Source organism: Anaerococcus nagyae, assembly GCF_040364225.1.
GTDB lineage: Bacteria > Bacillota > Clostridia > Tissierellales > Peptoniphilaceae > Anaerococcus > Anaerococcus nagyae.
This window is the reverse complement of the sequence record NZ_AP031484.1, coordinates 746,016-761,893: the sequence shown is the minus strand read 5'-3', so window position 1 is coordinate 761,893 and position 15,878 is coordinate 746,016. Positions and strand designations below refer to the sequence as shown.

Sequence of the window (15,878 nt, the reverse complement as noted above, 5' to 3'; positions counted from 1 at the left end):
TTCACCATTTATCCTTATCTCTGTGTTTTTTGATTATTATATAATCATCATTCTTCATTCTTTCATACATGCGCTCAGCCATGTAAACCGAACGGTGCTTACCACCAGTACAACCAAAGGCTATAGTTATAGTATTTTTACCTTGATTTATAAATTCTGGAATCAAGTTATTTATAAAATCATAAATATCATTTTCTACCTTATTTATAATTTCAAACTGATCCAGATAATTCTTAAGCTTAATATTAGTTCCATTTAAATCTTTTAGCTCATCTATGTAAAATGGATTAGGTAAAAATCTCATATCAAAAACGAAATCAAAGTCTTCACTCATTCCATTCTTGTAACCAAAAGATAAGATATTTACTATCATCTTGTCTTTTTTATACGATGAGTCTTCTATAACTTTCCTTAGTTCTTTTGCTGTATAATTACTAGTATCTATAAATCTATCTGAAACTTTCATAATAGACTTTAAATACTCTCTTTCCTTAATAATCCCATCTGAAACATTACCAAATTCACCTAAAGGATGAGGTCGCCTTAGTTCGTTATATCTTTTTAAAATTTCTCTATCATTACAATATAAATAAATTATTTCAGTATCTGGATTCTTCTCTTTTAAATTTAATAATGATTTATTAATATCATTATCTAAGGTGTGAGATCTAAAGTCTATTACTACTGCCATTTTTTCTATAGGGCTTTCCTGCATCTTATTAAGCTCAATAAATTTTTCTATCAAATATGCCGGAACATTATCCATCGCATAGTATCCCATATCTTCATATGTTCTAAGAGCTGTAGTTTTTCCAGAACCACTTAAACCAGTAATTATTTTAAGCTTCATTATAAATCTCCGATTAATTTAACCTCGCGTTCTAAAGTAAAGCCAGTTTTTTCTTTTACAATTCCTGCAACTTCTTCTATGAAATCAAGCATTTCACGACTTGTTGCATCACCAGTATTTATAATAAATCCACAGTGTTTCTCGCTAACTTGGCAATCTCCTACTCTGTAGCCACGTAAACCACATTCATCTATTAACTTAGAAGCATAGGATCCTTCTGGCCTTTTGAAGGTTGATCCTGCGGATTTTTTATCTAAAGGTTGCTTTGTTTCGCGTCTATTTGTATAGTCATCATATTTTTCTTCTGCTTTATTTTCAGTATCATAAAAAAGTTTAAAAGTTGCAGATGAAACTATGAGATCTTGTTCAAAAATCTTAGAATGCCTATAAGAAAAATTCATTTCATCATTTGTAAAGTTATATTCATTTCCTGATAAATCAAAAGCCTTTACGTTTATACATATATCCTTGATTTCTCTATTGTAAGCACCCGCATTCATAGCAACTGCTCCACCAACAGATCCTGGTATGCCTGAAACTTCTTCCATTCCTGTTAGTTTATTTTCTATAGCATATAAAGCTGCCTTATTTAGCTTAGTTCCAGCAAGAACTGTAAGCTCTGTATCCTCTAAGCTTATACAGTCGTAATTATCAGCTAGTACGAGAACACATCCTCTTATTCCCTTATCTGTAATAAGTAGGTTGGATCCTCTGCCTATAACAGTTGTATGAATTTTATTTTCATTATTAAATATAAGTAAGTCCTGTAATTCTTTTTCATTATGAGGCTTTACCAGTACATCAGCTGGGCCACCTATGCCCCATGTTGTATAGTCTTTTAAAGGCTCACAAAATAGGATTTCTCCGAATTTTTTGCCCTCATATATAGATTTTAAGTCCATATTTCCTCCTAGATTTAAACAATTTAAATCAAAGTTTTCTATTAATCTATTATACCTTAATTTAATATCTTTGTTTTGTTTAAAAAAATTTGTAATTTAACCAATCTTTTGGTAAAATAATAAAGATTAATCGTAAAAAGCTAGGAGGTGTTTTATATGGCAAATTCATGTGATATTTGTGGTAAAGGGGTAAAATCAGGTAAATCAGTTACTTTCTCACACAAAGGTGTCAACAGAACTTTTAAACCAAACGTGCATAAAGTTAGGGCTATAGTAGATGGATCTCCAAAATCAATCAACGTATGTACTAAATGTTTAAAATCTGGAAGAGTACAAAAAGCATAATTAGATGCTTTTTTTATTTTGAATTCAAAATAAAAACCACTAGGTAGGATTTACCGCCCAGTGGTCTTTTTTTATCTAGTTAGAGCCATCTCTATCCCAGAATCTTTGTTTTGTTAAGTTTTCTATAAATTTATCAATATCTTTGCTATCTTTAGTAACCATTACTCCATCAGCCTTTTGTTGGTCATCTGATAGAATATCACTTGCATCACCTATTATCCAAAGAGGTTTGTAGTGCTTAAATGTTTCCTTTGCAAATTCACCAACATTTTTGCTAAATTCATGACTTGGTTTTTCTGGTACTACTATGATTAAAGCATCTTCTAATACTGGATGGATTGTCTCGTATCTATGAGTTACCATTACGCCATCCTTAGTATCTTGTAAATCCGCTTGTATTATTTCTGCTTTTGCTTTACTATTCTTTATTGATTTTACTAAAGACTTAAAGTCAAAATCATCGTCACTATCAGAATAAATTCCTACTTTTAAAGTATCTGGTTTAAAAATAGTATTTTCTTGTGAAAATTCTGGCATTTTTACTTCTAATGCTTCTTTACTTGCCTTAATACCTACTGGATCAAATCCTCTCTCAGCGTTTGGAGTATCCGCCCCAACATTTTTAGCAATTTCTGTTGCCATATCTTTATCTACATTTGCAAACATATCTACCACATTTTGTCTAATTTCTGGTCTTTTTACTTTTGAAAGCTCGAATGAAAATGCATTTTTGATATGTTCTTGCTCTACTTTACTTAATGATTTATAGAAAGATGTTGCTTGACTAAAATGATCTCTAAAGCTATCATCACGATCTTTTATAGCTCTTCCATCTATTTTTTCTTGGTAGTGTTCGTAGCCACCATTTTCTGGACTTTCATAGTATGGAGATTGATCATCAATTGCCGATTTATGATAGGATACTGGTCCTTTATTTATCATATGTTGATGCCATCCATCTCTTTGGTTATTATGAACTTCAGAAATTGGTCTATTTATTGGAATTTGTGCAAAGTTTGGACCACCAAGTCTTAATAATTGTGTATCTGTATATGAGAATAATCTACCTTGTAGTAATGGGTCATTTGAAAAATCAATTCCTGGTACAACATTTCCCGGATTAAAAGCAACTTGTTCTGTTTCTGCAAAGTAGTTATCAACATTTCTATTTAGTGTGATTTCACCGATTTTTACTTTTGGTATATCTTCTTCAGGCCATACTTTTGTTGGATCTAGGATATCAAATGGATAGTCAAATTCTTTTTCTTCTGGCAAAAGTTGAACACAAAAGTCCCATACTGGATAGTTTCCTTCGTCAATTGCATCGTATAAATCTTTCCTTTGGCTATCTGGATCATTACCTGAAACTTTTAACGTTTCGTCCCAAACCCTAGAGTGCACTCCTAGTTGAGGATTCCATTGGAAACGAACAAATGTTCCTTTTCCTTCAGCATTTACAAATCTAAATGTGTGAACAGCAAATCCATCCATCATACGTAGACTAAGTGGTATAGCTCTATCACTCATAGCCCACATTACAGTATGTGCTGACTCTTGATTTTTTGAAACAAAGTCCCAAAATGTATCATGAGCTGATTGAGCCTGTGGTACTTCTGTATCTGGTTCTGGTTTTACAGCATGCACAAAATCAGGGAATTTTATAGCATCTTGAATAAAGAAAACTGGAATATTATTTCCTACTATATCGTAGTTTCCTTCATCAGTATAAAATTTTAAAGCAAATCCACGTACATCACGGGGAGTATCTGTTGAACCTCTAAATCCTGCTACTGTAGAAATTCTTGTAAATAGTGGAGTTTCTTTACCTTCTTGTGTAAATAATGAAGCTTTTGTATATTCACTCATATCTTTTGTACATTTAAATACACCATGAGCTCCTACACCACGAGCATGAACTATTCTTTCTGGAATCCTCTCATGGTCAAAGTGCATTATTTTTTCTCTTAAATGAAAATCTTCTAAAAGAGTTGGTCCACGTCTACCAGCCTTTAATGAAAATTCATCTTCAGCCATTTTTAGGCCTTTGTTTGTTGTAAAAGCTTTGCCCTTGTTATCTACTTTATTGGTTTCTAGATCTTTTTGCTTTGCATTATCTTTTACTTGCTCTACTTTATCTATGTCTGGTGGAGTTAGGGGAGCCTTTTTAAAATCATATTTTTGATTCTTATCTTCTTTATTCGCCATTATTTTCTCCTTAATTTTCTAAACTTTACGTTTGTATATACATACCCATGTATTAAAAAAAGCCACTATGAAAGTGACTTTTTCTCAAATATTTTATAATATTTATCTATTTGATTTTTTATATCTTTTCCAAAAATATCAGATCCAGATACAATTAGATCAGCCCCTGCATCTATGGCTTTTTCCACATTTGTAGTCTTAATTCCACCATCTATTTCTATAAGACAATCTAGATTATTTTTATCAATATACTCTCTTAAAATTTTTATCTTATCTAGAGAATCTTCCATGAAGCTTTGTCCGCCAAAGCCAGGCTCTACACTCATAACTAAGACTAAATCAATTTTGTCTAAATATGGTATTACAAGATTAATATCAGTGGCAGGTTTAAAGGTTAGACCAACTTCCATTCTAGAATCTTTAACAGCACCAATAGTTTTATCTAGATCTTTGCACGCTTCATAGTGTATAGTTAATCTATCAACACCAGATTTTTTAAATTCTTCTACATACCTTATAGGTTCTTCAATCATAGCATGAGTATCAAAGTAATAATCATTCTTTTTTCTAATATCCTCTATAACTTTAAATCCAAAGGAAATGTTTGGTACAAATAATCCATCCATAACATCTATATGAAGATTCTTTAAATCAGTTCCTTTTGTCTTTTCAATATCGGCTTCCAAATTTGCAAAATTACAACTTAAAATTGAAGGAGCTAGTTCTACCATTTATTTTCTCGCCTTTCTTTAAGTTCTTTAAACAATAAAACATAATTATCATATCTACTTTTAGCAATGTCACCATTTTCAACTTTTTCTTTTACAGAACAATTTGGTTCATTGATATGGTTACAATTATTAAATCTACAATTGCTAATAGACATTTCTCTAAAACAATATTTTAGATTATTTTCATCTTCTATAAAATCAAAGTCAAAACTATCAAATCCTGGAGTATCAAATATATAAGTTTGTGGATTTATACTAAAAATTTCTGTATGACGGGTAGTATTTTTGCCCCTTTTTAATTTATCAGATATCTCACCTATTTCTAAATCTTTATCCACTAGATTATTTAAAAAAGTACTCTTTCCTACTCCTGAGGCTCCAGAAACTGCAGAAGTTTTTCCTTCTAGTATTTCCGTAATGTCTTTTTTTGGAAAATCATTATAGTTATCTAGACTTAATACTTTATAATCTAAATTTTCATAAATTTTAGTTAATTCTTTAATTTTATTATCTTTAGCTAGATCTTTTTTACTAAGAACAATTACTACGTCTATATTTTCATGCTCACACATTGCAAGGTATTTATCAAGATTATATAAATTAAGAGGTGGATCATTTATAGTTACAAAAATAAGCATTTGATCTATATTAGCTATATTAGGTCTCTTTATCTCATTTTTTCTTTCTAATATTTCTATAATATAAGCTTTGTCTTCTTCTTGTATTTCTATAAGAGCATTATCTCCAACCAAAGGCTTTATACCTCTTTTTCTAAAATTGCCACGAGCTTTACACATAAAAATATTTTCAGAAGTTTCTACATAATACAATTCTTTTTGAGATTTTATTATTTTTCCATTCATTGATTTACTTCATACACTCCGTAGGATTGATTATCTATTAATACTTCTAAATTCGTGCCAAGTCTTGCTTTTACATTTAATGTCAAGACTCCATCATGCAAATCACTACTATACATAGTTTGATTTATTATAGCTTGGTTCCTTTGTCCATTGACTATATCAAATACCATTACATTAAACTGATCGGCTGGATCTGTAATAGAAACATTTAACACAACATTTCTAAAATCATTTGAGTTATCATCATTATTATTTTGGTCTTGGTCATTATCCTGATCTTGATTATTTTTATTTTCTTCTGATCCTAGGCTTACAGTAAAGTCAATTTTAGAATTTTTAGCCACTTCAGTTCCGCTAGAAATTGATTGATTCATTACTATACCTCTTGCTACATCATTACTATTGGCATAGTTAACATCTCTTAAACTAAGACCATATTGTGAAACAATAGCTCTTGCGTCTTGTTCTGACTTTCCTATTAAATTTGGAACTTCTACAGTTTTAACTCTCTGATCTGAGCCAGTACTTACAGTTACGTCTATTTCTGTACCAGTTTGTAGCTTAGTATTTGGACTTGGATTTTGATTTATAATCAAGTCCTTTTCTACTTCATCACTTGAAGATGAATTAGTTCTACCAAGTTTAAGACCTTTTTCCTTAAGTGTTTCCTCTGCTTGTGATATTGTCATATTTTTCAAGTCAGGAACTTCTACCTCTCGTCCTTCACTTATTACAAGATTTACAGTACTTCCTCTGTTTGCTTTTGAATTTGGTGTTGGATCTTGGCTCATGACCTTCCCTTTTTCATACTCATCACTTTGTTCACTGCTTAAGATATTTGGCTTCAACCCACGTCTTTCCAGTTCATTAAAGGCTTGTTCCTGATCTAGGTTAATAACCGTTGGTACTTCAACAACTACTTGATTATTTGTTCTATTTCTAAAAAAGTAAATAGCTCCTAATAAAATAAGGGCAGCTATAAATAAAGGCCATATTTTTTTATCATTTTTTCTTTTATCACTATTTTCTTCTGACTCTGAATTAGATACATAAACAGCTTCTTTTTCTTCTAGCTCTTCTTCTCCATCTTCTTCTGGTTGATTATCATAGTAAACTTTTTCATATGATTTTTCTTTAGGAACAACTATAGGTATCCTCGCTGTTTGAGCAATATCATCCGCTTCTTCTTCTACATAGTAATTCTCATCATCTAAAGCATCAATAAGTTCTATTGCATTTAAAAATCTTTCACTTGGATCCTTTGATAAAAGTTTCATTATTATATAATTTAGATGATCTGAAAGATTTGGATTTATTTCTTTTGGCTCAATTGCTTGATCTTGAATATGCATAACAGCAATTCCTACAGAATTATCTGCATCAAAAGGAACTTTTCCAGTTGCCATTTCATACATCACAGCGCCTAGAGAGTAAAGGTCAGATTTTTCATCTACAATTTTTCCCTTTGCTTGCTCTGGTGATATATAATGAACCGTCCCAAGTATTGAGCTTGTATAAGTTATAGTAGCATTCGATGAAACACGTGCTATACCAAAATCAGTTACCTTTAATAAACCATAGTTGTCAATTAGTATATTTTGTGGCTTGATGTCCCTATGGATTATACCTGCTTGGTGAGCTGTTTTTAAAGCTTGGGCAATCTGCGTAGAATAGTCTATTATATCGTGATTAGAAAGCTTTCCCTCGTCAATTATATAGTCTTTTAATGTCTTACCTTCTACATATTCCATTACTATATAATAAATCATCTGTCCATTATATAGATCTTGTCCAATATCAAAAACATTTACTATATTTATATGTGAAAGTTTAGCAGCAGACTGAGCCTCATTATTAAATTTTTTGAGAAATTCATCATCTTCCGCATATTGTTCTTTGAGTATTTTGATAGCTACAAATCTATCGAGGAGTTTATCTTTGGCCTTATAAACTTTAGCCATACCCCCTACACCGATTTGTTCGATAATCTCGTACCTATCGTCCAAAATTATATTTTCCATAATACCCTCTTACATTTTTATCGTTGTTACCGTTATATTATCGTGACCGCCTGATGCGTTTGCCGCATCAATAAGACTTGACGAAATATCGTAAACATCTTCATTTTCTTTTATAACACTTATTATCGAATTAACTTTCAATTCATTAAATAATCCATCGGTAGCTATTAAAATGATATCATCATCCTTTATCTCTATAGTTTTATAATCTGACTTAACCTCTTGACTAATTCCTACAGCTCTAGTGATTGCATTTTTGTTAATAAAGTTCTCTGCTTCATCTTCTTTTAAAGCACCACTATCTATAAGTTCATTTACTAAGGAGTGATCTTTTGTAACTTGTTTAAGCTCATCATTTCTATATAAATAAAGTCTGGAATCACCAATATGACTTATATGATATATATTCTTTATATAGTCTATACAAAGGCAAACTACAGTAGTTCCCATTTTCTCGTCTTTTTCTTTTGCAATTTCAAAAACTTTTTCATTGGAATATTTGATTGCATCCGCTTGTAAATCAGCAATATCTTCATATTTATCTATCTTTGCATTCTTTATAAAATCAGTATAAGACTTACTTGCAAGAGAGCTTGCAAGTTCTCCATCACTATGACCACCCATCCCATCCGCAACTATGAAAAAATCATAATTGTCAATGGAAACATTACTATATGAATCTTCATTTGTCTCCCTAAACTTGCCAATATTTGATATTGAACTAAATTTCATGATTACCTCACATAATTATTTCTCAGCTGGCCGCAGCTAGCGTCTATATCTTCACCCATAGAATATCTAATAGTAGCATTTAAACCTTTTTTTATCAGCCTATCTGAGAAATCATTTATGATCTTTCTTGAAGTCTTACCATGTTTAAATTCTTCTATTGGATTAAGAGGAATAAGGTTTATATGTACATTTTTACCTTTCATCAACTTAGTTAAATTGTATACATCGCTATTTCTGTTATTTACTCCGTCAATAACTACATACTCAAAAGAAACTCTTCTTTTAGTTTTATCTAAGTAATAGTCTGTGGCTCTCATTAAACCGTTTATATTATACTTTCTAGCTATAGGCATATACTCTCTTCTTTGCTCATCAGTAGGATAGTGCAAGCTAACTGCTAAGTTTACATCAAGACCTGTATCAGCAAGCTCATAAATTTTTGGAGTTAAGCCTGAAGTAGATATAGTTATAGACCTATGTGATAGGTTGCGACCCTTTTCATTTGTTATAATTTCTATAAATTTAATAATATTTTTAAAGTTATCCAAAGGCTCCCCTATGCCCATGATTACAATATTATTAATATCATCATTTAGTCTTTCAAGTTCATATACTTCTTCAATAATTTCGGAAGCAGTTAAATTTCTCTCTAGTCCCTTTTTAGTAGAGGCACAAAAAGTGCAGCCCATTCTACACCCTACTTGTGAAGATATACAAATAGTCTTCCTATCATGGTAATCCATAAAAACAGCTTCAATAATATTACCATCTTTAAGTTCAAATAAGTACTTCTTTGTATCATCTATATTAGATTCAAAACTTTTAAATAAACTTATCTTATCAATTTCAAAAACTTCATCCAGTTTAGCTCTCATATCACGTGGTAAATCTGTCATTTGATCAAAATCATTAATTTTATTAACATGAATTTGCCTAAAAACTTGCTTTGCCCTAAACTTTTTAAAACCCAAATTCTTAAATATTTCTTCTAGTTCTTTAATTGTCTTATCATTTATTGTTTGTTTCATATTATATCTTCTTAAACTTACTTATAAAAAATCCATCTGTTTTATCCTTGAAATTTATATATTCTATATAATCTTTACCTTCTATTGATAATAGCTGAAGATTATTTTGATTTTTTAAATATTCAAAATTATTTTTATTCTCAATGTTTCCTATAGTACAAGTAGAATATACTAAAATACCATCTTTTTTTAAATACTTCATAGCTTGATCTAAAATTTCTCTTTGAAGCTTGCCTAGATTTTTTATATCTTCTATACTTCTATTATAGCGTATTTCGGGCTTTCTTCCCATAACACCAAGACCTGAACACGGAGCATCTACTAGAACATAATCAAATTGATCTTTATACTTTTTCTCTAATTTACATGCATCAAAACTTACAAGTTCAATATTTTTAAGGCCAAGTCTATCCATATTTTCTTTTATAAGCGGGAGTTTGTTAGTAGATATATCATTAGCTACAATATATGACTGGTTACTCGTGTACTCACCGATATATGAAGTTTTAGTACCTGGAGCTGCACATAAATCTAAAATGTTTGAATTTTCTTTTGGATCTAAAACCTCTATAACTTTTTGAGAAGCTTCTTGTTGAATAGTAAATAAACCATTTCCGAATTCCCTTGTACTAATAAGTCCTGCAGGATTTATTACTTTTAATGAATTTTTGCCCAAACTTCCTTCAGAAATATTATAACCTAAAACATGTAAAGATTTTGTTAATTCATCCTTATTAGTTTTTAAGGTATTAACCCTAATAGAAATAATTTGCTCATCATTTATATATCTTAGGAAATTCTTGGTATAGTCCATTCCATAATTATCATAAATATAGTTAGTTATATCTTCTTGCAATGAATATCTAATAGAAAGAGATTTTATATCATCACTTTCATATATTTTTGCCACTTCATCTTCTTCTCTTATAAAATTTCGAAGTATTGCATTTACAAAGCCAGTTGATCTTTTATTTTTAGCTTTTGTAAGCTCTACTAACTCATTTACTATAGCATAATCCTTAGTATTTAAAAAATGAATATTATAAAATCCAATTTCTAGAATAGTTAATACATATGGATGAATTTTTTTTAATCTTACACTAGATAGCTTTCTTATCATATAATCCAGATAAATTTTATTTTCCAAAACTCCATATACTATTTTAGTAACTAAAGGCAAATTACCTGCCTTATCGGCAAGTTTATTTATCTCTTCATTTGATTTTCTATCTTCGTAAATGACGGATTTAAGTATATTGAAAGCTAAGTTTAAATCAGTCATCTAGATAAATTCCCTTTTTAAAATCATTGCCCATAAGAAATGACTTGGTATCCATGGCTTTTTTCCCTGGAAATTGAAGTTTATTTATTCTAATAGCTCCATTTTTTGTACCAATTATAATATTATTTTTACTATCTGCTTCATAAACATATCCTGGATTTCCTTGATAAGAATCGAGAATTTCCGATTCTAAAACTTTTACATTTTTTCCTTCATAATGAAAGTATGCTTTAGGATAATCAATTAAAGCACGAATTTGGTTGTAAATTGCAAAGCTATCATTTTCCCAATTAATATTACCCATTTCTTTACTTATTTTTTTTGTAAAGGTAGCTTTACTATCATCTTGTTTAATCCTATTTACATAAAGTTTATCAAAATTTAAAAGAGTATATTTAATAGCTTTGGAGCCTAAGTTAGACATCTTATTTTCCAATGAATAATAATCATCATTGATATCAACATTTACAACATTTTGCAATAAGATATCACCACTATCCATTCCTTTTTCTATAAGCATTGTAGTTGGTGCAGTTTCTTTATCACCATTTAATAGAGTAAACTGCATAGGTGCAGCTCCTCTATATTTTGGTAAAATTGATGGATGAAGATTGATTATCCTATCATGGAACTCTTCTAAAAGCAAATTACCAATTAATTGTCCAAAGGCAACTACTACTATAAAGTCAATTTCTAAATCTTTAAGTTCTTTTACAAATTCTTCAGTATTAACACTATCTGGAGTAGATACTGGTACATTATTTTCCATAGCGTATTTTTTGACTTCAGTAGGGGTAACCTTATTTCTTGATCTCTTCTTATCTTTAGAAGAAACCACTAGTTTAACATCAAAATTACTATCCTTACAAAGAACATCCAAAGTCTGCACAGCAAACTTTGGATTGCCCATAAAACATATATTAAGCGTTTTCGATTTCATAATTTATCTCTTCTATAGATTTATCTCTAAATAAAACACCATTCAAATGGTCTATTTCATGGGATAAAATTACTGCTGGGAAACCATGAGCATCCCAAACTTTTTCATTACCATCTTCATCAATATATTTAACTTTAACATGTTCTGGTCTTTTAACAGTAGCATTATAATTTGGTATAGATAGACAGCCCTCAACGCCAATTTGTTCTCCATCAGATTCGACAATCTCCGGATTAACCAACTTTACTAGACCAGTTTCTTCATCATGTGGATCTACTACTATAATTCTTTTTAATATTCCAACTTGAGGAGCAGCAAGGCCTACACCATCGGCAGAATACATTGTCTCTCCCATGTCATCTAATAATACTTTTATTCTATCTGTAATCTCAGGAACTTCCCTACATACTTTTCTAAGTATTGGATCTCCTTCTATTCTTATATTTCTAATTGCCATACTTCCTCCTTGATAAGTTTATTTTACTTTTAAGTGTCTAATTATCAATCTTCGCTAAAGTCAATAGAGTATACTTTACTTATTCCATCATCACCTATAGTTACTCCATGTATTTTTTCAGCAAGTTGCATAGTGGTTTGTCTATGAGTGATCATTATAAATTGAGATTTTTCGGATAATGATTTTAAATATTCTATATATCTTTTTATGTTTGTTTCATCTAAGGCTGCATCTATCTCATCTAAGATTGCAAAAGGCGCTGGATTTGTTTCAAATATAGCAAATAAAAGTGCAACTGCTGTAAGAGCTTTTTCTCCTCCAGATAAAAGTGTTATTGACTTTAATGATTTTGATGGAGGACGTGCTATAATATCTACTCCCGCTAATAATACATTTTCATCATCTAGCTTAAGCTTAGCTTCCCCACCTATAAACAATGTCTTAAAAATTCTAGCAAATCTCTCATTTATAAGATCAAAGTTCTTTTTAAACTCATCTTTCATCTCGGACTCAAGAGATATTATCATCTTCTTTATATTATCCTTAGATTCTTTTAAATCTTTTACTTGAGTATCTATGAAGTTAAATTCTTCTAGACTTTCTTTATATGATTTTTCTGAATCTGTCGTAAAATAACCTATATTGTTGATGGATTTTTGTAAGCTTATAAGCTTATCTTTTTTAACTTCTACTGGATTTTCATCCTTATACTTTTTCTTAAGATCATTTATTTCTATACTTATATAAGGTTTTACTTCGTCTAAAAGATTGTTGTATTCCTTATCTATAGACTCCAATTTATAAGATAATTTTACTTTTTCTATATTAAAAGTATTTATATTCTCTTCAAGATCTTTTAAAGATTCTATAAGCTTACTATTCTCACTTTCCTTTTCTTCTAATAAACTTTTATTAGATTTCAATTCATTTGATAAATCAACTATTCTTTTAGATAAATCAAGATTTTTATTTAAAAGTTTTTCATTTTCTGTACTAACTTGACTAAGGTTCTCATCAGTTTCCAGCAATAATTTATCTTCTATTTTCTGACTTTGAGATAGATTAGCTAGCTCTGCTTTAATACTTGATATTGTATTATTGATCATATTTAAGTCGCGATTAGAAATTTCTAGTTTATTTTTTGACTCCGATAGTTTTGAAGTGGTTTCTATCTTAAGTTTTTCATTAGCTTTAATATCCTCATTTATAGCATCAATTAAATCTTTATATTTTTTATAGTTATTGTTTAATTCATCTATATCTATATTAGAATTAATAACTGGGCTAATATTGTTATTGTCTTCTAGTTCTTCTCTTTGAGTGCTTAGATTCTCTAACTTATAGGTTAAATTTCCTATATCATTTGAAATTTTTGAGAAACTTTCCTTATTTTTCTTATATGAGTTTTCTAGTTTTTGACTTTCTTTTAAAACATCTTTTTTTTGTTTTTCCAGTTTAGAATGTTCATCTAAAAGCCTATCGTGTTCAGATTTAAGAGTACCTATCTTCCTTTTATTATCATTTAGTTTCTTATTTCTGTTTAAAATATTAATGTTGGATCTTTTATTTTTATTAGAACCAGCTACCATGGATCCCCAAGCGTTAATAACATCTAAATCTAAGCTAATTATCCTATATCCTTTTATCTTTTTTGATAAACTAATAGCATCATCTATATCTTTTACAACCACAGTTGATCCTAAAAAGTGGTAAATAATATTTTCTAACCCTTCACTGTAAGATAAAAGTTCATAGGCCATAGCAATTACTTCGCTTTCCTTAGGTTTATCTTTTTTATAAGCTTTAATTGAATCAATTGGTAAAAAAGTAATTCTACCAATATTATTTTGATTTACAAAGTTTATCAAATTACGAGTTTCATCTTTACTTTTAGTTACTATGTTTTGTACTGCTCCGCCTATAAGGTTATCTATTATATCCTCATAGCCATCTTTTACATTTATAAGATTAGCTAGGGTATCTAGATAAAAATCCCTTAGCTTACTATCTTTGCTTTTATTTAGAAAGTCTTGAACCGAATAATTATATCCTTCGTTTTTCTCGATAAGATTTTTATTAAACTTATACTCATTTATTGCAGATTTAAGATTTATATTTGTCTTACTTCGATTCTTCTCATTTATAGAAAGTTCATTTTCTATATTAGTAATTTCTTTATTAATCTTTTCTAGTTCTAATTCAGATTGTTCTAAAATTTTCTTTAACTTTGATATTTTACTAGTCAAATCATCTATTTCTGTTGATAATTCATCCATTTGAAAGCTAATAAGCTCTATTTTTTTTTGATTTACTTTTTTTTCTTCATCTCTTTTTTGTTTTAATAACTCATTAGTTTTGAGATTAATATTGTAGTCGTTGATCGCATTAGAAATATTATTATATTTATCAGTTAATATCGATAAGTTTTTATTAAATTTACTATTCTTTTCTTTAAACTCATCTATACTTAAAGTTAAATCATTTATTAAAGTTTTAGTTGAATCAATTTCTTCATTTTTGCTGGATAAATTATTTTCTTCTTCTTTTAGTTTTTCAGTAAATTTTTCAAGTTTTTCTTTACTTGCTTTTAGATTATCTTCTATACGCTTGTAATCTTTTTGGTTATAAGCTAACTTCTGCTTGTTTAAATCTATTTTATTTTTGTTAGCTTCTATTGTTTTTTCATACTTAATAAGACTTTGCTCACTATTTTCTATCAAAGATTTAAGAGCTTTATAGTCTTTATTGAAAGGTTCTAATCTATCTTTTATATCAATAAGATTATTCTCATTAAGTTTAATGGACTCATCTATACCTTTAATCTTATCTTCTAGATTTTCCCTTTCTTTTATCAAAACCTTAGATTTATTTGTTAAATAGTTATAAGAATCTTTATTTAATTGTTCGGAAAGCTTTCTCCATTTTTGAAAATTTTTTGCTTCTACAGAAAGTTTTTCTAAATCATGAGATTTGTATTCCCACTCTCTTTCTATAATTTCTAAGTCTTCTGTAACTTTATTTAATTTCTTACTAGCTTCATCTCTTCTGTATTTATGCTTAGAAATTCCACTTGCTTCTTCAAAAATTGTTCTTCGTTCGATATTTGATGAATTAATAATTTCATCAATCCTACCTTGGCCTATTATAGAATAGCCTTCTTTCCCTATACCAGTGTCTAGAAAAAGCTCTCTAACATCCTTAAGCCTAACTTTCTTGCCATTAATCCTATACTCATTTTCTCCATCTCTATATATACGTCTTGATATCACAACCTTATCATAGGCTATATCTAAAGATTTATCCTCATTGGAAAAATTAAGATTAACTTCAGCTAGATTCAAAGAATTTTTATTTTCTGCCCCTTGAAAAATTACATCATTCATCTTGGATCCACGAAGTGATTTTACTGATTGCTCACCTAAAACCCATCTTATAGCATCTGATATATTGCTCTTACCAGATCCATTTGGTCCTACTATAGCTGTGATTTGTTCATCAAAAGGTATTATTGTTTTATTTGCA

General features: G+C 29.5%; 13 protein-coding genes. 1 reads left to right on the top strand and 12 read right to left on the bottom strand.

Annotated elements, in window-relative coordinates; translation table 11 throughout:
* Position 1 precedes the first annotated feature (1 nt).
* Positions 2 to 850: an RNase adapter RapZ gene (gene rapZ, locus ABXG81_RS03695; RefSeq protein ID WP_117520859.1), complete on the bottom strand. Its 849-nt coding sequence runs from the start codon at positions 848 to 850 to the stop codon at positions 2 to 4.
* Positions 850 to 1,752: a UDP-N-acetylmuramate dehydrogenase gene (murB, locus tag ABXG81_RS03690; protein ID WP_117520857.1), complete on the bottom strand. Its 903-nt coding sequence runs from the start codon at positions 1,750 to 1,752 to the stop codon at positions 850 to 852. The genes rapZ and murB overlap by 1 nt, the downstream gene beginning before the upstream one ends.
* A gap of 156 nt (positions 1,753 to 1,908) precedes the next feature.
* Here murB and rpmB point away from each other — a divergent pair, with 156 nt between their 5' ends.
* Positions 1,909 to 2,097 (top strand): 50S ribosomal protein L28, encoded by a 189-nt coding sequence (gene rpmB, locus ABXG81_RS03685; protein ID WP_117520855.1) that lies wholly within the window; start codon positions 1,909 to 1,911, stop codon positions 2,095 to 2,097.
* A gap of 75 nt (positions 2,098 to 2,172) precedes the next feature.
* Here rpmB and ABXG81_RS03680 read toward each other — a convergent pair whose 3' ends face one another.
* The 10 genes from ABXG81_RS03680 to smc form a co-directional block, all read right to left on the bottom strand.
* Positions 2,173 to 4,302 carry a catalase gene (locus ABXG81_RS03680; protein ID WP_117520853.1) on the bottom strand — a complete coding sequence of 710 codons (2,130 nt, stop codon included), beginning with the start codon at positions 4,300 to 4,302 and terminating at the stop codon, positions 2,173 to 2,175.
* A 65-nt stretch (positions 4,303 to 4,367) separates the two neighbouring features.
* Complete coding sequence (rpe, locus tag ABXG81_RS03675; protein ID WP_353529171.1) at positions 4,368 to 5,033, bottom strand: ribulose-phosphate 3-epimerase; 666 nt, start codon at positions 5,031 to 5,033, stop codon at positions 4,368 to 4,370.
* Positions 5,027 to 5,896 (bottom strand): ribosome small subunit-dependent GTPase A, encoded by an 870-nt coding sequence (gene rsgA / locus ABXG81_RS03670; RefSeq protein WP_209813595.1) that lies wholly within the window; start codon positions 5,894 to 5,896, stop codon positions 5,027 to 5,029. Before rsgA ends, rpe begins: the two co-directional genes overlap by 7 nt.
* Positions 5,893 to 7,917, bottom strand: a complete 2,025-nt coding sequence (gene pknB / locus ABXG81_RS03665; protein ID WP_353529170.1) for a Stk1 family PASTA domain-containing Ser/Thr kinase — start codon at positions 7,915 to 7,917, stop codon at positions 5,893 to 5,895. The genes rsgA and pknB overlap by 4 nt, the downstream gene beginning before the upstream one ends.
* A 9-nt stretch (positions 7,918 to 7,926) precedes the next feature.
* Positions 7,927 to 8,649, bottom strand: coding sequence for a Stp1/IreP family PP2C-type Ser/Thr phosphatase (locus ABXG81_RS03660; protein ID WP_117520845.1), 723 nt, complete (start codon positions 8,647 to 8,649; stop codon positions 7,927 to 7,929).
* Between the two features lie 2 nt (positions 8,650 to 8,651).
* Positions 8,652 to 9,677 (bottom strand): 23S rRNA (adenine(2503)-C(2))-methyltransferase RlmN, encoded by a 1,026-nt coding sequence (rlmN, locus tag ABXG81_RS03655; protein ID WP_117520843.1) that lies wholly within the window; start codon positions 9,675 to 9,677, stop codon positions 8,652 to 8,654.
* Between the two features lies 1 nt (position 9,678).
* The gene (rsmB, locus tag ABXG81_RS03650) at positions 9,679 to 10,959 is read right to left on the bottom strand and encodes a 16S rRNA (cytosine(967)-C(5))-methyltransferase RsmB (RefSeq protein ID WP_353529169.1); all 1,281 of its coding nucleotides are present in this window, start codon (positions 10,957 to 10,959) and stop codon (positions 9,679 to 9,681) included.
* The gene (gene fmt / locus ABXG81_RS03645; protein ID WP_316116186.1) at positions 10,952 to 11,899 is read right to left on the bottom strand and encodes a methionyl-tRNA formyltransferase; all 948 of its coding nucleotides are present in this window, start codon (positions 11,897 to 11,899) and stop codon (positions 10,952 to 10,954) included. Before fmt ends, rsmB begins: the two co-directional genes overlap by 8 nt.
* Positions 11,880 to 12,356 carry a peptide deformylase gene (gene def, locus ABXG81_RS03640; RefSeq protein WP_209813591.1) on the bottom strand — a complete coding sequence of 159 codons (477 nt, stop codon included), beginning with the start codon at positions 12,354 to 12,356 and terminating at the stop codon, positions 11,880 to 11,882. The genes fmt and def overlap by 20 nt, the downstream gene beginning before the upstream one ends.
* A gap of 44 nt (positions 12,357 to 12,400) precedes the next feature.
* Positions 12,401 to 15,862 carry a chromosome segregation protein SMC gene (gene smc / locus ABXG81_RS03635; RefSeq protein ID WP_353529241.1) on the bottom strand — a complete coding sequence of 1,154 codons (3,462 nt, stop codon included), beginning with the start codon at positions 15,860 to 15,862 and terminating at the stop codon, positions 12,401 to 12,403.
* Between the last annotated feature and the right edge of the window lie 16 nt (positions 15,863 to 15,878).

Coding starts and splice junctions, on each gene's coding strand:
- rpe (WP_353529171.1), bottom strand. CDS start 5,033: ATGGTAGAACTAGCTCCTTCAATTTTAAGTTGTAATTTTGCAAATTTG.
- rsmB (WP_353529169.1), bottom strand. CDS start 10,959: ATGACTGATTTAAACTTAGCTTTCAATATACTTAAATCCGTCATTTAC.
- rsgA (WP_209813595.1), bottom strand. CDS start 5,896: ATGAATGGAAAAATAATAAAATCTCAAAAAGAATTGTATTATGTAGAA.
- def (WP_209813591.1), bottom strand. CDS start 12,356: ATGGCAATTAGAAATATAAGAATAGAAGGAGATCCAATACTTAGAAAA.
- pknB (WP_353529170.1), bottom strand. CDS start 7,917: ATGGAAAATATAATTTTGGACGATAGGTACGAGATTATCGAACAAATC.
- murB (WP_117520857.1), bottom strand. CDS start 1,752: ATGGACTTAAAATCTATATATGAGGGCAAAAAATTCGGAGAAATCCTA.
- rpmB (WP_117520855.1), top strand. CDS start 1,909: ATGGCAAATTCATGTGATATTTGTGGTAAAGGGGTAAAATCAGGTAAA.
- rlmN (WP_117520843.1), bottom strand. CDS start 9,677: ATGAAACAAACAATAAATGATAAGACAATTAAAGAACTAGAAGAAATA.
- rapZ (WP_117520859.1), bottom strand. CDS start 850: ATGAAGCTTAAAATAATTACTGGTTTAAGTGGTTCTGGAAAAACTACA.
- ABXG81_RS03660 (WP_117520845.1), bottom strand. CDS start 8,649: ATGAAATTTAGTTCAATATCAAATATTGGCAAGTTTAGGGAGACAAAT.
- fmt (WP_316116186.1), bottom strand. CDS start 11,899: ATGAAATCGAAAACGCTTAATATATGTTTTATGGGCAATCCAAAGTTT.
- ABXG81_RS03680 (WP_117520853.1), bottom strand. CDS start 4,302: ATGGCGAATAAAGAAGATAAGAATCAAAAATATGATTTTAAAAAGGCT.